The organism is Jannaschia seosinensis (assembly GCF_001408515.1).
Lineage (GTDB): Bacteria > Pseudomonadota > Alphaproteobacteria > Rhodobacterales > Rhodobacteraceae > Jannaschia > Jannaschia seosinensis.
This window is the reverse complement of the sequence record NZ_CYPR01000200.1, coordinates 15,007-32,733: the sequence shown is the minus strand read 5'-3', so window position 1 is coordinate 32,733 and position 17,727 is coordinate 15,007. Positions and strand designations below refer to the sequence as shown.

20 protein-coding genes are annotated in these 17,727 nt (G+C 65.2%); 4 read left to right on the top strand and 16 right to left on the bottom strand.

Annotation, left to right across the window (positions count from 1 at the left end; translation table 11 throughout):
* Positions 1 to 974: M20/M25/M40 family metallo-hydrolase (locus JSE7799_RS15165; protein WP_144431744.1), on the bottom strand; the 974-nt coding region annotated here is incomplete at its 3' end.
* Positions 975 to 1,418: 444 nt separating this feature from the next.
* On the opposite strand from JSE7799_RS15165, the gene hemA reads away from it, so the two are divergent.
* The 3 genes from hemA (at position 1,419) to ispG (ending at position 5,392) form a co-directional block, all read left to right on the top strand.
* Positions 1,419 to 2,645 (top strand): 5-aminolevulinate synthase, encoded by a 1,227-nt coding sequence (gene hemA / locus JSE7799_RS15155; protein ID WP_055664355.1) that lies wholly within the window; start codon positions 1,419 to 1,421, stop codon positions 2,643 to 2,645.
* Between the two features lie 157 nt (positions 2,646 to 2,802).
* Complete coding sequence (locus JSE7799_RS15150) at positions 2,803 to 4,182, top strand: helix-turn-helix domain-containing protein (RefSeq protein ID WP_055664354.1); 1,380 nt, start codon at positions 2,803 to 2,805, stop codon at positions 4,180 to 4,182.
* A 76-nt stretch (positions 4,183 to 4,258) separates the two neighbouring features.
* Entirely contained in the window at positions 4,259 to 5,392 is a 1,134-nt protein-coding gene (gene ispG / locus JSE7799_RS15145; RefSeq protein WP_055664353.1) for a flavodoxin-dependent (E)-4-hydroxy-3-methylbut-2-enyl-diphosphate synthase, read from the top strand.
* Positions 5,393 to 5,401: 9 nt separating this feature from the next.
* Here ispG and JSE7799_RS15140 read toward each other — a convergent pair whose 3' ends face one another.
* The 14 genes from JSE7799_RS15140 to JSE7799_RS21155 form a co-directional block, all read right to left on the bottom strand.
* Positions 5,402 to 6,700, bottom strand: a complete 1,299-nt coding sequence (locus JSE7799_RS15140) for a branched-chain amino acid ABC transporter permease (RefSeq protein ID WP_144431745.1) — start codon at positions 6,698 to 6,700, stop codon at positions 5,402 to 5,404.
* Entirely contained in the window at positions 6,691 to 7,701 is a 1,011-nt protein-coding gene (locus JSE7799_RS15135; protein ID WP_055664351.1) for a branched-chain amino acid ABC transporter permease, read from the bottom strand. The genes JSE7799_RS15140 and JSE7799_RS15135 overlap by 10 nt, the downstream gene beginning before the upstream one ends.
* 162 nt (positions 7,702 to 7,863) lie before the next feature.
* Positions 7,864 to 8,685, bottom strand: coding sequence for an ABC transporter ATP-binding protein (locus tag JSE7799_RS15130; RefSeq protein WP_083480620.1), 822 nt, complete (start codon positions 8,683 to 8,685; stop codon positions 7,864 to 7,866).
* Positions 8,682 to 9,473 (bottom strand): ABC transporter ATP-binding protein, encoded by a 792-nt coding sequence (locus JSE7799_RS15125; RefSeq protein WP_055664350.1) that lies wholly within the window; start codon positions 9,471 to 9,473, stop codon positions 8,682 to 8,684. The genes JSE7799_RS15130 and JSE7799_RS15125 overlap by 4 nt, the downstream gene beginning before the upstream one ends.
* Before the next feature lie 84 nt (positions 9,474 to 9,557).
* Positions 9,558 to 10,745, bottom strand: a complete 1,188-nt coding sequence (locus JSE7799_RS15120) for an ABC transporter substrate-binding protein (protein WP_055664349.1) — start codon at positions 10,743 to 10,745, stop codon at positions 9,558 to 9,560.
* A 111-nt stretch (positions 10,746 to 10,856) separates the two neighbouring features.
* Positions 10,857 to 11,690, bottom strand: coding sequence for an ATP-binding protein (locus tag JSE7799_RS15115; protein ID WP_055664361.1), 834 nt, complete (start codon positions 11,688 to 11,690; stop codon positions 10,857 to 10,859).
* 5 nt (positions 11,691 to 11,695) lie between these two features.
* A complete protein-coding gene (gene tatC / locus JSE7799_RS15110; RefSeq protein WP_055664348.1) occupies positions 11,696 to 12,559 on the bottom strand; it encodes a twin-arginine translocase subunit TatC in 864 nt (287 codons plus the stop codon).
* Positions 12,556 to 13,053: a Sec-independent protein translocase protein TatB gene (tatB, locus tag JSE7799_RS15105; RefSeq protein ID WP_083480619.1), complete on the bottom strand. Its 498-nt coding sequence runs from the start codon at positions 13,051 to 13,053 to the stop codon at positions 12,556 to 12,558. The genes tatC and tatB overlap by 4 nt, the downstream gene beginning before the upstream one ends.
* 24 nt (positions 13,054 to 13,077) lie before the next feature.
* The gene (locus tag JSE7799_RS15100; RefSeq protein ID WP_055664360.1) at positions 13,078 to 13,299 is read right to left on the bottom strand and encodes a twin-arginine translocase TatA/TatE family subunit; all 222 of its coding nucleotides are present in this window, start codon (positions 13,297 to 13,299) and stop codon (positions 13,078 to 13,080) included.
* Between the two features lie 144 nt (positions 13,300 to 13,443).
* On the bottom strand, positions 13,444 to 14,640 hold the full coding sequence (locus JSE7799_RS15095; RefSeq protein WP_055664347.1) for a M23 family metallopeptidase: 1,197 nt from the start codon (positions 14,638 to 14,640) through the stop codon (positions 13,444 to 13,446).
* 64 nt (positions 14,641 to 14,704) lie between these two features.
* Complete coding sequence (locus JSE7799_RS15090; protein WP_055664346.1) at positions 14,705 to 15,340, bottom strand: protein-L-isoaspartate(D-aspartate) O-methyltransferase; 636 nt, start codon at positions 15,338 to 15,340, stop codon at positions 14,705 to 14,707.
* Positions 15,341 to 15,344: 4 nt separating this feature from the next.
* On the bottom strand, positions 15,345 to 16,139 hold the full coding sequence (surE, locus tag JSE7799_RS15085) for a 5'/3'-nucleotidase SurE (protein WP_055664345.1): 795 nt from the start codon (positions 16,137 to 16,139) through the stop codon (positions 15,345 to 15,347).
* Positions 16,140 to 16,279: 140 nt separating this feature from the next.
* Complete coding sequence (locus JSE7799_RS15080; RefSeq protein ID WP_055664344.1) at positions 16,280 to 16,522, bottom strand: Clp protease/crotonase-like domain-containing protein; 243 nt, start codon at positions 16,520 to 16,522, stop codon at positions 16,280 to 16,282.
* Between the two features lie 232 nt (positions 16,523 to 16,754).
* Positions 16,755 to 16,919 (bottom strand): hypothetical protein, encoded by a 165-nt coding sequence (locus JSE7799_RS21155; protein WP_186201973.1) that lies wholly within the window; start codon positions 16,917 to 16,919, stop codon positions 16,755 to 16,757.
* A 51-nt stretch (positions 16,920 to 16,970) separates the two neighbouring features.
* Between JSE7799_RS21155 and JSE7799_RS15075 the strand changes: the two genes are divergently transcribed.
* Entirely contained in the window at positions 16,971 to 17,387 is a 417-nt protein-coding gene (locus JSE7799_RS15075) for a PaaI family thioesterase (protein WP_055664343.1), read from the top strand.
* A gap of 2 nt (positions 17,388 to 17,389) precedes the next feature.
* On the opposite strand, the gene JSE7799_RS15070 is transcribed toward JSE7799_RS15075, so the two are convergent.
* Positions 17,390 to 17,686, bottom strand: coding sequence for a hypothetical protein (locus JSE7799_RS15070; protein ID WP_055664342.1), 297 nt, complete (start codon positions 17,684 to 17,686; stop codon positions 17,390 to 17,392).
* Between the last annotated feature and the right edge of the window lie 41 nt (positions 17,687 to 17,727).

The window sequence follows — 17,727 nt, the reverse complement described above, 5'->3', positions numbered from 1 at the left end:
TAGCCGTGACGCTCGGGCGTGCGCTCATAATGGCTCGCGCCGAGAAACCGCTCCCGTTCGATCTGCATCGCCAGCTCGAAAGCCCGCGCGAACACCGATGCGATCTCGCCGGGCCCGTGCTCGATCAACTGTTCCAAGACCGCCTCAAGCGCCGTATCCTTCCGCCTGTCCATTCGTTCTTCTCCATGGTTGTGTTGCAAGGCCATGGAATACCAGAATGGGCAGCTTGTGCTGGAGGCGCCCCAGCACGAGCTCACGCCCCGCGTCTCAAGCGAATTTCCAGACCTGAGGGTACAGTACCTACCGCCATAGCCGCCGGAATGCAGATCGCGGTCGGGGCCCGTGATGGTCAATTCCTCACCGACGAGGCCGCGCAACGATGTGACGATTGCCGGCACGCCGTCACCGTAGAGCCCGGTGTCGCAGATCAGGGCGATTTCGGCGCGTAGCTCCTCGGCGTTCTGCTCGAGGAACGGCACGAGGGAGGGTGAGCCAGACTCCTCCTCCCCCTCGAAGAGGATCGTGATGCGGCACGGCAATCCTCCCGTCTCGGCCTTCCAGGCCCGGCAGGCTTCGAGAAAGGTCATCAACTGGCCCTTGTCGTCGGATGCGCCGCGGGCGCGAATGACCTTGCCGTGCGGCGTCTCCTCGATGGCCGGGTCGAAGGGGTCACGGTCCCACAACTCGCGCGGGTCAATCGGCTGCACGTCGTAGTGGCCGTAGAAGAGGACATGCCGGGCGCCCACCCCGCCATGCGCGACGACCATCGGGTGCCCCGGCGTCTGCCGCTTCGATGCCTCGAAACCGAGAGTTGTGAGTTCGGAAACCAGCCAGTCGGCCGCCATCTCGCAATCGTCGGCATGCGCCGGGTCGGTCGAGATCGAAGGGATGCGCAGCAACTCCATCAAGCGGTCAAGGGCCTGCGACTGGTCGGCGTCGATGCGGTCGAGGATGGCGGGAACGGGATCGGACATGGAATTAAACCTTCGGACTGGGACCGCGTCTTGGTGCGCGCGCGGCGGCTTGGTGTCCAGATCTCGCGCATTGCGGCGGGTGGACGGGATCGGCTAACAAGCTTGGAACCGCCGCTGCCGAGAGACCGCCCCGATGACGCGATACGCTGCGAGTCGCGAGAGCTTCGGCACCGATGGGCGCCGCTTTTCCGGTTTCGGCGCGGAGTGCGGGACGTCGCGTGAGCGGCTTCGCTCCGCGGACAAGGCGCACGGGCCGCAAGTTCCCGGCATGTTTTCGGCGTGCGGGTTCAAATTCGATGTTGGCCGCATTGCGATTGGGCGAGGTCGCGTTTCGGCCTTGATCCGGATCAAGGCGGTGCTGGATATTGCGCGACAAATTGCTATCTGTGCGGTGCCGAGCGGTGTGCATAGGTGACGAGACTGGAACGGTACGAAAGACGGTCGATGACGGATTATGCGGCAGGATTGGATCGGGCGCTTCAGGCGCTCCACGACGAAGGCCGCTATCGCACCTTCATCGACATCGAGCGTAGGCGCGGGCATTTTCCGCACGCGACCTGGACCCGCCCGGACGGGAGCGAGTCTGAGATAACTGTCTGGTGCGGCAACGATTATCTGGGGATGGGTCAGCATCCCATCGTTCTGGAGGCGATGCACGACGCGCTCGACGCGACCGGTGCGGGATCGGGCGGCACGCGCAACATCTCCGGCACGACGGTCCACCACAAGCGCCTCGAGGGAGAGCTTGCCGATCTGCATGGCAAGGAATCGGCGCTTGTCTTTACCTCGGCTTATATCGCCAACGATGCGACGCTGAGCACGCTGCCCAAGCTGTTTCCTGGGCTGATCATATATTCCGATGCCCTCAACCACGCCTCGATGATCGAGGGAGTGCGCCGCAACGGGGGCGCGAAGCGGATTTTCCGGCACAACGACCTCGACCATCTTCGGCAGCTTCTCGAAGCGGACGATCCTGCCGCACCCAAACTGATCGCGTTCGAGTCGGTATATTCGATGGACGGAGACTTTGGTCCAATTGCCGGCATCTGCGATCTTGCCGAAGAATTTGGGGCCCTGACCTATATCGACGAGGTTCACGCGGTCGGCATGTACGGCCCCCGCGGCGGCGGTGTGTCGGAGCGTGATCGGCTGACCGGTCGGATCGACATCGTGAACGGCACGCTGGGCAAAGCTTATGGTGTGATGGGTGGTTATATCGCGGCGTCGTCAAAGATGTGCGACGCGGTGCGGTCTTATGCGCCCGGGTTTATCTTCACGACCTCCCTGCCGCCCGCGGTCGCCGCCGGCGCCGCCGCGTCGGTCGCGCACCTGAAGCGGGATCAGGCGTTGCGCGACCTGCATCAGGAACGCGCGGCCGTGCTGAAGCTGCGACTACGCGGCCTCGGCCTGCCGATCATCGATCACGGCAGCCACATCGTCCCGGTTCATGTGGGCGATCCGGTCAAGTGCAAGATGATCTCCGACCGGCTGCTGGCCGATCATGGAGTGTATGTGCAGCCGATCAACTTCCCGACGGTGCCGCGCGGGACAGAGCGACTGCGCTTCACACCTTCGCCCGTGCACACGCCCAAAATGATCGACGGTCTGATCAGCGCGATGGACAATCTTTGGTCGCATTGCGCGTTGAACCGGCAGTTGGCGGTCGGCTGATCGCCGGCCGGTTCATGCCGGTTGCGATCCCGCAAACTCGACGTGCATTGTTTACCACATGATGCTAGTCTAGCGGCGGATAGTGGGTGGCCGACAAAGTCGAAAGCCTGCATCCTGAGGCGGAAACGCGTCCATAAACGAGGCGCGTCCACAGATCATGGGGCAGCGGATGTTCGGCAGGAAGTCGAAATTCTTCTCCAACGCAGAAGCCCCCGCGCGGGGCTACGATAGTTTTGAGCTGCGTCTCGGCGACGAGATGCGGGGCGAGCGAGCGACGCTTGGTAAGTCGCTTATGGACGTCCAGCGCGAACTTCGCATCAAGGCCAGCTATATTGCCGCGATCGAGAACGCCGATCTGTCCGCCTTCGACAGCTTGAGCTTCGTCGCGGGCTACGTCCGCAGTTATGCGCGATACCTCGGCATGGAGCCGGAAATCGTCTTCGCGCGCTTCTGCGAGGAGTCCGGGTTCGGAGGGTTCCAAGCCCTCAAACCAATGGATTCAGAGGCCTCTCGCCGCAAAGAAATTTTCGCCAAGGCGCCGGCCGGTCAGGTTGGTTCGGCCGGTCTCGGCGGCAAGGGTGGCACCAAGCGAAAGGCGGCGTTGTCCGTAATCGCGCCCGCCGCTTCCGATCCGATCCTCGGCTCCGGCAGCCCATTCTCGAAGAGGGCGCAGCCCGTCTTTGCCGGGTTTGAGCCGGGCGCGCTCGGCTCGCTCGCCGTTCTCGGGCTGTTGGTCGCGGGGCTGGGCTATGGCGGCTGGACGATCGTCCAGGAAGTGCAACGCGTAAATGTTGCTCCCGTCGAGCAGGCTCCGATCCTGGCGGCGGAACTTGATCCGCTCGCGACGATCGAGCCCGACGTCGATGCGCCCGAATCAGCCGATATTCTCGCCCCGTCTCAGGATGCACTCGCACGGCTCTATCGCCCGCAGGCGCTCGATGCGCCGATTCTCACGGCCCGCGACGCGCCGATTTCGACCATCTCCCCCGGCGCGATCGGTGCGCTGGCTTCTGTCGAACCCACGGGGTTGGCTGGTCCCGATGCCATCGCCGCGTCGATCGGCGCTTCGGTAAATCTCGCCCTCGCCGAGGCACTGGGCGAGACGACCACCCCGCCCGCTGCCGCGACACCGGCGAATGACACAGCGCCGCCCGCCACCCCGCGCGTGCTGGCCGATGAGCCCGATGCCGTGGTGCTTGTCGCCGTGCGCGAGACGTGGGTGCGCGTGCGCTCCGCCGACGGCGACACGTTGTTCGAGAAAATTCTCAAGCCCGGCGAGACCTATGAGGTTCCGGCCGCTGAGGTGCCCGCCTCGTTGCGCACCGGGAATTCCGGCGCATTATACATGAACGTGGCTGGACAGACCTACGGCCCCGTCGCCCCCGGGGCGCAGGTCGTCTCGAATGTTGCGATGGCCGCCGATGCGGTGCGCGACAATTTCACGGTGGCCGACCTGGAGGCCGATAAGGAACTGGCCCGCGTCGTGGCCGAATTGACCGCCTTGGAGGCTCCGGGTGGGATCACGCCGGCGGACTGACGCGACGGGGGCGCCTGTTGCGCGCCACTGCCTGCGGGATTACGTGTGACGCGAACCTTTCGGGAGGTCGCGTTCCATGTCGCTCCATTCCATCCGTCCCTGGCGTCAGATCGACCGCCGGAAATCGCGCAAGATCATGGTCGGGAACGTCGCCGTCGGCGGCGACGCTCCGATATCCGTCCAGACGATGACGAACACGCTGACGACCGACGTCGCGGCCACCATCGCCCAAATTCAGGCCGCCGCCGATGCCGGTGCGGACATCGTGCGCGTCTCCGTTCCCGATGAGGCATCCTCGAAGGCTTTGCGTGAGATCGTCGCCGAAAGCCCGGTGCCGATCGTGGCGGACATCCATTTCCACTACCGCCGGGGGATCGAGGCCGCCGAGGCCGGCGCGGCATGCCTGCGCATCAATCCGGGCAATATCGGTGATGCCAAGCGTGTCCGCGAGGTGATTTCCGCCGCCCGCGACCACGGCTGTTCGATTCGAATCGGCGTCAATGCGGGCTCGCTGGAGAGGCACCTGCTCGAAAAGTACGGCGAACCCTGCCCCGACGCGATGATCGAAAGCGGGCTCGACCACATCCGAATCCTTCAGGATAACGATTTCCACGAGTTCAAGATTTCCTGCAAGGCGTCCGACGTCTTCATGGCCGCCGCCGCCTATCAGGGTTTGGCGGAGCAGACGGACGCCCCGATCCATCTCGGCATCACGGAGGCGGGTGGCCTCATGTCGGGCACGATCAAGTCGGCGATTGGGCTGGGGAACCTGCTCTGGATGGGGATCGGGGACACCGTCCGCGTCTCCCTTTCGGCCGATCCGGTCGAGGAGGTGCGTGTCGGCTACGAGATCCTGAAATCTCTCGGGCTGCGCCATCGTGGCGTGAACATCATCTCCTGCCCGTCATGCGCACGGCAGGGCTTCGACGTCATTCGCACGGTCGAGACCCTTGAGAAGCGGCTCGAACACATCAAGACACCGATGAGCCTTTCGATCATCGGCTGCGTCGTGAACGGGCCGGGCGAGGCGCTGATGACCGACGTGGGCTTTACCGGCGGCGGAAACGGATCGGGCATGGTCTATCTTGCGGGCAAGCAGAGCCACAAGATGACCAACGACCAGATGATCGACCACATCGTCGTGCAGGTCGAGAAGCGCGCCGAGGCCATCGAGGCCGAGGCGCAGGCCGAGCGGACAGCGGCGGAGTAGCCGCTGCCCTTACCGCTCCGGCAGGAGGCCGCGCGGCGAGAAGCGCAGCACGAGAAGCAAGATCAGTCCCATTGTCAGCAGACGCATATGGGCCACCGATTCCAGCAAATGCCCTTTGAGCCACGAGCCGTCGGCCATGCCGGCGGTGATGCCGTTCATGAGCAGCGCGCCCATCGGCTCCACCTGTACCCAGAGCCACCACACCAGAAATCCGCCGAGGACGGCGCCGAGATTGTTGCCCTGCCCGCCGACGATGACCATCACCCAGATCAGGAAGGTGTAGCGCAGCGGCTGATAGGTGCCGGGCGTCAACTGTCCGTCGAGCGTCGTCATCATCGCACCGGCCAGTCCGCAGACGGCCGAGCCGAGGATGAAGATCTGCAGATGTCGTGCGGTCACGTCCTTGCCCATGGCCTCGGCCGCGACCTCGTTATCGCGGATCGCGCGCATCATCCGCCCCCAAGGCGAGGCGAGCGCGGTCTGCGCGAGCCACACCAGAACGAGGAGAACGACCGCGAAGAGCCCCGTATAGGCCAGCTTGACCGCGATGGTCGACGCCGTGACGGGATCGACGCCGAACCCGGTGACGCTTTCCACGAAAGACTCGGACGCCTGAAGGTCCACCTCATACGGCACCGGCCGGGGCACGCCGATCACGTTCTTGACGCCGCGGGCCAGCCAGTCCTCGTTCTTCATCATGGCAATCACGATTTCCGCGATGCCCAGCGTGGCGATGGCGAGGTAGTCGGAGCGCAGCCCGAGCGCCACCTTGCCGATGATCCACGCCGCCCCCGCCGCAAGCAACCCGCCGACAGGCCACGACAGGAGCACCGGCAGGCCGAGCCCGCCGATATTGCCCGCACGGGCCGGGTTGACGGCCTCGATCGCGTCGACGCCGGGATCGAGGACTGCCCGGAAGAGGAAAAAGCCTGCCAGAAGGATCCCCGCCGTCAGCCATCCGGCAAAACGCCCGCCCTTGCGGTAAGCGAAAATCGCCGCGATCACCGTTGCCGCGCCGAGCGACAGCCCCGCCAGCACCCGCAGACCGCCCGCGGTGATTGCCTCAGCATTCGGCGGCATCGAGACGAGCACGGCGCCGAGGCCGCCGAGAGCGACAAACCCCATGACGCCGACATTGAACAGCCCGGCATATCCCCATTGCATGTTCACGCCGAGGGCCATGATCGCCGAGATCAGGCCCATGTTGAAGATCGTCAGGGCCACGTTCCACGATTGGTAAAAGCCGGTGCCGACGAAGAGCAGCAGCACGAACGTGAAGAGCAGCGTCGCACGAAGGGTCATACGGATTTCCCCGCGAACAGGCCAGTCGGCCGGAATAGAAGGACGATCAGCAGGATCACGAAGCTGACCGCGAATTTGTAGTCGGTGGACAGGAGCTGCACGAGGCCGTCGGGCTCCCACCCGTCGGGCAGGGCATAGCCGAGGACAGCCTTGAGAGGATACGTAATCGTCACCTCTGCGAAGGCGATTACGAAGCCGCCGGCAATGGCGCCCAGCGGACTGCCCAGCCCGCCGACGATGGCCGCCGCGAAGATCGGCAGCAGGAGCTGGAAATAGGTGAATGGCCGGAAGGATTTGTCGAGCCCGTAGAGCGTCCCCGCGATGGTCGCGAGCGCGGCGACGATCAGCCAAGTATATGCCACGACCTTCTCGGGATTGATCCCGGAGAGGAGCGCGAGGTCTTCATTATCGGAATAGGCGCGCATCGACTTGCCGGTGCGCGTGCGGTTGAGGAACCAGAACAGGATCGCGACCACGATCACCGCGACGACGACGGTGATGGCCTGCGTCGTCCGGATCACCAGCGCCTCGTCGAGACCGGTCGCCTCACGGAAGCCACGGGCGGAAACCAGGAACCGCTCTCCGTCGGCAAAACGCTGATCTTCGGGACCGATGATGAACCGGGTCAGGCCGTTATACACGAACATCACGCCGAGCGAGGCGATGACGAAGATGACGGGAACCGCCTTCTTCGCCCGATAGAACCGATAGACGAGGCGGTCCGTGCCGAGCAGGAGCAGCGCACAGACCGCGATGCCGACTGGCAGCGCCAGAAGCGCGGTCGGCAGCGGACCGAAGTTGATCCCAGCGCTCTGAAGGCCCCAAGTCGTCAGGATCACCGCCGTGGTCCCAAGGGCCATCGTGTCGCCATGTGCGAAGTTCGAGAACCGGAGGATCCCGTAGATCAGTGTCACGCCCAGCGCGCCGAGCGCAAGCTGCGAACCATAGGCGGTTGCGGGAATGATCACGAAGTTCGTCAATGCGACGAGGGCGTTCAAGGGTTCCATCAGGGGCGCGGTCCTCGGCAGGAGAGACGTGTATTGGCGGGCGACGAGGGAGCGTGACCGCCCGCGGCGCGGGCAACGCCCCGCCCTGCGCAGACCAAAAAGGCAGGCAGAGCAGTGGCGGGACGCCCGGAAGGAATGGGAAGCGAAAATGGGCGCAGCATGTCAGCCCCCCAGGAACGACCGCCGGACATCCTCGTCCGCCAGAAGTTCCTTGCCGGTGCCGGTATGCGCGTTGCGCCCCTGCACCAGAACATAGCCGCGATCGGCGATTTCCAGCGCCTGACGGGCGTTCTGCTCGACCATCAGGATGGGAATGCCGGTGCGGCTGACCTCGATGATGCGGTCGAAGAGTTCGTCCATCACGATGGGCGACACACCTGCCGTCGGTTCATCCAGCATCAGCACCTTCGGCTTCGTCATCAGGGCCCGGCCGACGGCAACCTGCTGGCGCTGCCCGCCGGAAAGCTCTCCGGCAGGCTGGCGGCGCTTGTCCTTCAAGATGGGAAACAGCTCGTAGATCTGCTCCATCGTGCCGCGGATGTCGTCGCGGCGGATGAAGGCGCCCATCTCGAGGTTTTCCTCCACGGTCAGGGAGGTGAAGATGTTCGACGTCTGCGGCACGAACCCCATGCCCTGCGCGACGCGGTCCTGCGGACTCAGATCGGTGATGTCCTGCCCGTCGAGCCGGACAGATCCCTTGCGCAGGTTCAGCATCCCGAAGACCGCCTTCATCGCGGTCGACTTGCCCGCGCCGTTGGGCCCGACGATCACGGCAATCTCGCCGGGATCGACGGCTATGGTGCACGCGTGCAGGATGTCGGGCCCTTGGCCGTAGCCGCCGCTCATCGTGTCGCCAACAAGGAAGGCGTTGGCCGTTTCGACCCGCTCGCCGGTTGCCTTGCCGGGAACCATCGTGCCGCGGCCCCGCGGGTTGACGATGGACGCGTCGTGATTGCCCCGACTGTCGCTATAGGCGTCGCTCATGCCGGAGCCCCCGAAAGCTGATCCTTGTTCTTGAGCCCGGTGCCCAAGTAGGCCTCGATCACCTGCTCGTTGGCCTTGATCTCCGCGAGCGACCCCTCGGCCAGCACCTTGCCCTCGGCCATGCAGATGACCGGGTCGCAGATGCGGCCGATGAAATCCATGTCGTGTTCGATGACGACGAACGTGTAGCCGCGTTCCTCGTTGAGGCGCAGGATCGCGTCACCGATCGTGTTGAGCAGCGTCCGGTTCACCCCTGCCCCGACCTCGTCGAGGAACACGATCCGGGCATCGACCATCATCGTGCGGCCAAGCTCCAGCAGCTTCTTCTGACCGCCGGACAGGTTGCCCGCCCGCTCGTCCGCGAGATGCGAGATGGTCAGGAAGTCGAGCACCTCATCGGCCTTCTCGGCCAGCCGCGCCTCCTCCCGACGGATCGCGGCACGTCCGAACCACGCGTTCCAGAGCGTCTCGCCCGATTGCGCACCCGGCACCATCATCAGGTTCTCGCGCACGGTCATCGACTTGAATTCGTGCGCGATCTGGAACGTGCGCAACAGGCCGAGATGGAACAATTCGTGCGGCGGCAGGCCGGTGATATCCTTGCCCGCCATCGCCACGTGCCCGGACGTCGGTTTGAGAACACCCGCTATGACATTGAAAAGGGTCGTCTTTCCGGCGCCATTCGGGCCGATCAGTCCGGTAATCGAACGCTCCTTGATCCGAAGCGTCGCGCCATCGACGGCCCGGAAGCCGCCGAAATGGCGATGCAGGTCGGTGACCTCGATCATGTCTTCTCCCTGGTGGAGCAGTATCCGCCCCTTATTGGAACGGCCCCGGATGTCCGGGGCCGTCCGCCTCATCGTGCCGTAGGGTCAGCGGTAGCCGACGACCTCGAGCTCACCGTCAGTGATGGTGATCTCGCGGTAATTGCCCGCCGATTCGCCGGGTCCGATCAGCTCCACCGCGGAGGCGCCGACAAAGTCGACATCGCCGCCATCGGCAATGATCTGGAGGCCCGTCTCCAGTTCGCCCGGCAGGATCTCCTCACCCGGCGCGTTGGCCACGTCCATCACGTATTCCTTGTAGACCGACGGATCGCTCGAGCCCGCCGCCTGCATGGCCAGGAGGATCAGCGATGCCGCATCGTAGGCCTCAGCCGAGAAGGGCTGCGTGCCATCGAAGCCGGCCTCCGTCGCCATGTCCTGATAGATCTGGGCGCCGGGGCTGTCGGTGCCAGGGTTCGCGCCGTAGGAGCCGTTGATTTCACTGCCGAAGTTGTCGACCAGCGCCTGAGACACCATGCCGTCAGGGAAGTAGAACGTGTCGAACGCGCCCGAGTCGAGCGCCGCGCGCACGATCCCGGAGCCGCCCTGATCGACGTAGCCCGCCACGACCAGCACTTCGCCGCCCGCGGCCGACAATGCGCCCACTTCGGCGGAATAGTCGGCCTTGCCGTCCTCATGCGCGGCCGCGATGGTCACGGTGCCGCCCGCATCCTTGAAGTTGGCCTCAATCGCGTCGGCGAGCCCCTTGCCGTAATCGTTGTTGGTGTAGGTCAGCGCGATCTCTTCGACACCGTTCTCCATCAGGATGTCGGTCACAATCTCACCCTGGCGCGCGTCCGACGGCGCGGTGCGGAAGAACAGACCGTTATCCTCGGCGTCGGTGAGCCCCGGCGACGTCGCGGAAGGCGAGATCATCACGATGCCGTTCGGCACGGCGACGTTCGACAACATGGCGCCGGTCACGCCCGAGCAATCCGCACCGACGATGCCGACGACACCGTCGCCGGTGATCAGGCGCTCGGTCGCTGCGGTCGCGGCGGCAGCGTCGATGCAGGTCGAGTCGGCCTCGACGGAGTCGACGGACGTTCCGTCGAGAAGAGCTCCGGACTCCGAAACCTCGCTCATGGCCAATTCGGCGCCGGCGGCCATCGTGGGCGCGAGCGACTCGAGCGGGCCGGTGAAGCCGAGGACGACGCCAAGCTTGACCGGATCGTCCTGCGCGAAGGCGGCGGTCGCGGCAAATGTCGCGGCGGAGGCGAGCAGAAACTTCTTCATGACAATTCTCCCTGTTGGTGGTCCTGTGAACGGACCTTCCTACGCTACCCTATCAGCGGTCCCCGCCGTGAAAAGGCCGATAATGCGCCCTGTGCGGGCGAAACAGTCTATTCACGCGAGGGTGACACCCCGTCGGCCGGCGAGATCCGTGAAGAATTGCCAGGCAACCCGACCGGAACGCGCGCCGCGCGTCGCCTGCCATTCAACCGCTTCGGCGCGCAGCGTGGCGTCGTCGATCTCGACGCCGTAGGCCTCGCAATAGCCCCGGATCATCTCGAGATAGGCCGCCTGACCGCAAGGATGAAAGCCGAGCCAGAGGCCGAAGCGGTCGGACAGCGACACCTTTTCCTCGACCGCCTCCCCCGGAGCGATCGCGGTGGACCGCTCGTTCTCGATCATGTCGCGGGGCATCAGGTGGCGGCGGTTCGAGGTCGCGTAGAACACGACGTTGTTCGGGCGCCCCTCGATGCCGCCGTCGAGCACCGCCTTGAGCGACTTGTAGGCCGCATCGTCGTGCCCGAAGCTCAGATCGTCGCAATATAGAACGAAGCGGTGCGGCGCAGCCCGCAGCAGCGTCAGCAGCCGGCCGACGCTCTCGATCTCCTCGCGCTGCAACTCGATGAGCTTGAGGCCCGTTTCCTGTAGCTCACCATGCACGGCCTTGACGAGGCTCGACTTTCCCATCCCCCGTGCACCCCACAACAACGCATTGTTGGCGGGAAACCCCTCGGCAAACCGACGCGTGTTGGCAAGCAGCGTATCGCGCGTCCGGTCGATCCCTACGAGGAGGTCGAGCGGAACTCGGTTCACCCGCTCCACCGGGATCAGCCGATCCGGCGCGGTGTCCCACAGATAGGCCGATGCCGACCAATCCGGCGCGCTGGCGGGGCCCGGCGCCAGCCGCTCCAACGCAGTGGCAATCCGGGCGAGGGCATCGCCGCTCATCTCGCTCACAGCGCCTCGTCTTCGTCGAGAACACCTTCCTCACGCAGCCGCTTGGTCCGCCGCGCCTCCACCAGCCGGACGAGCTGGATCGAAACCTCGTAAAGACCGTAGACGACCACGAACAGGATCAGCTGCGTGATCACGTCCGGCGGCGTTACCAGTGCGGCGAGAACCAGAATGGCCACCACCGCGTACTTTCGCATGTTGCCCAGACCTTCGGCGCTGACGAGACCGGCCATCCCCATGAGGGTCAGCAGGACCGGCAGCTGAAAGCACAGACCGAAGGCGAAGATGAACTTGAGCGACAGGTCCAGCGATTCCCGGACCGAGCCGAGGAAGATCGTTCGAAGCTTCTCGTCCTCGATCACGCCGATCGGCTGCGTGCCGGTAACGTAGTTCACCAGCGCCGGGATCGCGTCGGAAAAGCCGATGAAGAAGTTCATCGCCAGCGGGGTGACGACATAATGCGCGAATGCCGCGCCCAGCGCGAACAGCAGCGGCGAGGCGAAGATAAAGGGCAGGAACGCGTTCTTCTCGGTCCGGTAGAGACCGGGCGCGACGAAGCGCCAGAGTTGGTGCGCAATAACCGGGAAAGACAAAGCGAAGCCCCCGATCACGGAAATCCGGATGAGGACGAAAAACTTCTCCTGCGGTGCGGTGAAGATCAGCTGCGCAGGCTGCCCCCGGGATCGCAGGACATCCGCAATGGGATCGGCGAGGAAGTCGAGAAGTGGCTCCGCCACCGTGAAACATACGATCATCGCGACGACAAAGGCCGCGACCGCTTTGATGAGGCGCGTCCGCAACTCCGCCAGATGCTCGATCAGCGGAGCGGCACTATCCTCCAGTTCATCCTCAATGCGGCTCATGCGTCGGATGCCTTTGGCTTGGCGTCCGCCATATGCGCACCATCGGAAGGCTCGGGCGATGTCGTCGGCGCGGGCTTCGGATCTGCTGGCTTGGGCGCAGCGGGATCGGGCCGGAGCGCGGGCTCCTCCGCCAACTCGGCGGCGTCGAGATCGGACGCGTCGGGCGCCTTGTACGGTCCGGGCTTGGTCGCCGGCGCCCTCTTGGCCGCCTCGCTATCCGGCGTCCATGATTTCAGATCACCGGTCGCGTCGTTCAGCGCATCCATCCCGAACTTCTTGGGGTTCGCCATCTTGCGGAGATCCTTGGCAACGTCACCGACCCCGCTTTCGTCGGCGGCGTCGTTCATCGCGTTCTGGAATTCGCGCGCCATACGGCGCGCCTTGCCCGTGAATTCACCCAGCGTGCGAAACATCTTGGGCAAATCCTTGGGCCCGACGACAATAAGCGCGACGACGCCGATGACGAGCAGCTCGCTCCAGCCGATGTCCAGCATGGCCTCAGCCTTTCAGGGTCTGCCTCAGACCTTTTCCTTGTCGGCCTCGGGCGTGACATTGCGCGCGGCCGTGCCGTCGGCGATGGCTTCGTCATCGTCCTTCGACCCGTCGCTCACGCCCTTCTTGAAGGCGGTGATGCCTTTGCCGACCTCGCCCATCAGCGAGGAAATCTTGCCGCGGCCGAACAGCACCAGCACGACGACTGCGATGAGGAGAAGGCCCGGAAGGCCGATATTGTTAAGCATTGCGATCTCCCTGCGGGGCGCGGTCCGGGCGCCCATCCTGATCCGTTTGTTACTTACGCATTGCAACCGCCACATGAAAGCGGTCGTGCAAAGATTCGCCGGGCGGTGCCGCGATCCGTCGCATCGCACGCGCCCGTCCTGCCTTCAGCGAAGAAGCGGCTCCGGGTCCACGGCGTCGAACCCGCGGCGCACCTCGAAATGCAGGAAGGCCGGGCTGCCCCCGCCGACGGATGCGATGCGCTGCCCCGTGGAAACGGGATCGCCCTTCTCAACGGTGATATCCTTGATGTTGGCATAGACCGTCAGCAGCCCGCCCTCGTGGCGCAGCACGAGGATCGGCACCTGGTCGGTGTCGCGGGTGATCGCGGCCACCGTGCCGGAGGCGGCAGCGGCCACGGCCTCGCCCTCGCTGGCCCTGAAATCGACGCCCTCGTTGCTTCCGGAGAAGGGGCGCAGCACCTGACCCGCGACCGGGCGGCGCAGCGTGCTTCCGCCCGAGGCCACCGGTTGCGGCGCTGGCGCAGGCTCCGGCGCGGCGCTGGCCTCGGTCCGGAACTTGTCGAGATCGGGACTGGCCGGCAGGGTCGCCTGCTCCACCGTGTCGGGCAGAGCGGAGGCCGCGGAGGGCGGAACCGGCGTGGCGGATCCGGCACCCGGATCGGGCACGGAAAGCCCACTCGCACCGTCTTGGCCGATGACCAGCGGGATCAGGAGGTATTGCCCCTCGCGCACGGAGAGGTCGGGCCCGAGACCGTTCCATTCCGCGAGGCTCGTGGGGCTGACACCATAGAGGCGTGCGATGGAGAACGCCGTCTCGCCCCGGGCCACGCGGTGGCGAACCGGCTCCTCACCGGTCTGGACGGCCACCGGAACCGGTGCCGCCTGACCCGGCCCCGAAGCCCGGTCGATCGCCTGCCCCGCAATGGAGGTTATGTCCGGACGCGCGGCGCCGCCCGCAGGCGCCACCCGGCGCGGCAGGGCCAGAACGGCATTGGCGTTGAGCCGGTCATCCACTGACAGGCCGTTGAACCGGGCGAGTTCCGACGCGGAAATTCCAATACGGTCGGCAACATCGGCCACGGTGTCGCCGGACCGCGCCACGACGACCTGATAATTCGGATAGGTGATGAGGCCACTGGCGTCGGGCTTCGGCCTCTGCGTCGCCGCCAACTGCGCCGCACCGGAGGTGTTGAGCGTGCCGTTGCCGTCCCGCAGGTCGAAATCGAGATTGCCGGAACGGAACTCGGAACATCCCGCAAGCGCCGTGGAAAGAAGGATCACGCTCAAAGGCGCAATACGGAAGGGGCCGGTCGCGCCGGGCCGCCCTGCTCTGTCGGACATGCCTGTTCCCCAATGTCTGCCCCGGCGTGCCGGGTTCTGCCCTATCTTGCCGCGGGTCGGGTCTTCAGCCCGGCTCCACGCCTTCGACCAGCGGCACGAAGCGCACCGGAAGAAGTTCCTCGTAATCGTATCCGTCAGGCCCCCGCGTGACCTTCACAAGCGTCTGAACATGGTCCGAGACGCCGACGGGCACGACCATGCTACCTCCTTCGCGCAGTTGTGCCAACAGCGGACCGGGCGGATCCTCTGCCGCCGCCGTCACGAGGATGCGGTCGAAGGGTGCCTGCTCGGGGAGACCTCGGCTGCCGTCGCCCGAAATCTGGGTGATGTTCGTCAGCCCGAGCACCGCATGGTTCTCCCGCGCAATGCGCGCGAGCGTCCTGTGCCGCTCCACCGTGTAGACGCGGCGGGCGAGATGGGCGAGGATCGCGGCTTGATACCCCGTGCCCGTACCGACTTCGAGAACCTTGTCACGCGGCTGCACCCCAAGGGCCTGGGTCATCAGCCCGACGACGGAGGGCTGGCTGATCGTCTGGCCCGACTGGATCGGCAGGGGCACATCCTCGAAGGCCTGATCGGCGAAGGTGTCCGAGACGAAAAGCGCACGATCCACCTGCTCCATCGCCTCCAGGACGCGCGTGTCGGTCACGCCCCGCGACCGGAGCGCGACGAGCAGGCGCATCGTGTCCTCCGGCGTCATAACGTCACCCCTCGTAGGGATCGAGCGCGCCGGACAGTTCCGCCAGCACATCCCGGTCCGTCAGATCGCAGCGCATGGGCGTCACCGACACCCAGCCCTCGAGATTGGCCTTCACGTCGGTGCCCGGCTGGGTCATCTGACCCTGCGCGCTGGCCTGGATCCACAGATATTCGCGGCCTGCGGGCGACTTGTTGGGCGCCACGCCCATCCGTGCATCGCCGCGGTAGCCTTGGGCCACGGCCGCGATCCCCTTGACCTTGGCCGACGTGACCGGCGGAAAGTTGACGTTGTAAAACAGCTTATAGGTCTCGCCGCCCCACGGCGCCACCTCGAGAAGCCGGCGCACGACCTCCGCCCCGTGCCCGGAGGCGGCCTCGAACGGATTGGGAAGCTCGATATTGCCCGGCCCGTAGAACTGGCTCAGCGCAATCGCAGGCACCCCCTGCAGAGCCCCCTCCATCGCGCCGCCGATCGTGCCGGAATAGACGGTGTTCTCGCCGGCATTGTTGCCACGGTTCACCCCGGACAGAACGAGGTCCACCGGCCCGCGGACCAGATGACCGAGACCCGCGAGCACGCAATCGGCGGGGGATCCCTCAAGCGCGAAACGCCGCTCATCGAGGCGCTGCAACATCGAAGGCTTCACGTAGTTGATGCAATGACCCACACCCGACTGCTCGAAGGCGGGCGCAACGACCCAAACCTCGCCCCGCTGGCCGGCAACGTCGTGAGCGATGGCTTCGAGGATCTCCAGGCCGGGGGCGGAGATGCCGTCGTCGTTGGTAATCAGTATTCGCATGAATGTCCCTGCTTTCGGTACGCCTCTAAGGTGCGCCGATCACTCATGTCCAGCGGGGCGGACGCTTTTCCGGTAAGGCCTGTATCCCCTCTGCCGCTTCCAGTTCAGAGAGATCCTCGACCATCGCGTTTGTGGTGAAGCTAATGCCTCAGCCTCGGGCATTCCGTCCGCGAATTGAAGACGCTCTTGCCCATACGGATCGCCACGGCAAACTTGCCGGCGACGATATCCATCAGCATCCCCACTTCCGCCGCCAGCACGTCGGGCGCCACGGCTCGGTTGATCAAGCCGATCTCCGCGGCGGGCTCCGCCTCGAGAAAGCCGCCGGTCGTCAGCCCCTCCACCGCCGGCTTTCGCGAAACTCCTCGGCTCAAGGTCGCCATCGGCGTGAAGCAGAAGAGCGCAGATTCGACTCCATTTCCTCGCGTCCGTGAAGGTCACCGCCTTGTCGCTGGTCAGGACGATCTGCCAGCGGCGAGCCCATGCACTTCGGCGATGACGGGCTGCGGGAGACGAAGACTCCGCGCCTTCACGGCCCGACCAGTCGAACAGGTCCGAGAGATGTGCCCGGCCGCCATTGTCTCCCTGACGCATCGCCTGAATCTCGCGCAGATTTCACCCGGCACAAAAGGCCCACCCCGACGCGCACAATATAACAGCGCGGGCGACACCGTTGGGCGGCTGCAACAAGACGGCCAGCACGGCGTCCGGCAGCGTGTTGAGCCGGTCAGGGTCAGCGTCACGCTGCCGCCACGCATTCCGCAGCAGGATGTCGGGCATTTGAAATCCTCGCCGTCCCGATCATAAGGAAGCCTCGAAGGAGAGAATGCTATGCTCAAGATGGATGCCGGGGCGCTGACCGCGTTTCTTGCCCGTGATTTCCCGCAGGTCTGCGACGATTTCCTTGTGGAACGGGCGGACGAGGACGGCCTGACAATACGGCTGCGGGTGGATGAACGCCACCTGCGTCCCGGAGGGACGGTGTCGGGGCCCTCTATGTTCGGACTAGCCGATGTTGCGGTTTACCTCGCCATCCTGTCGCGAATAGGGCCGGTGGCGCTGGCGGTCACGACGAACTGCTCCATCGACTTCATGCGAAAGCCCGCGGCGGCCACGGACCTGATCTGCGACGTACGCCTGCTGAAGCTGGGGCGCGTGTTGGCCGTGGGCGATTGCCTGATCCGGTCGGACGGGGTCGAGGCGCCGGTCGCGCGCGCCTCGCTGACCTACTCCATTCCCGCAACCTAGCGTCAGATATCGCGGCAGCGCAGGCTTGCGATCTGCTGGGCGTCGATGCCCTGGAACAGCACGACGCCGGCGTCAGTGGAGCCCATCGCGTTGGCGAGCGGCTCGCCCTCCGCATCCACCGCCATACAGAAATCGTACGGCGCTAGCGCGTCGAAGGTGCAGGAGACGTCCTCTCCGGTCTGTTCGCAATCGAGATTCGGCACATCGGCCGCGTCCGCCATATCAGGCAAGTCGGTCGTCATGTCCTGCGCAAAGGCGGGCGCTGCGAGAAAGGTCAAAGCGAGAGCGAGGCGGTTCATGGCGGATCTCCGTTCGATTTCTCAACAGAAACGCCTGCGGC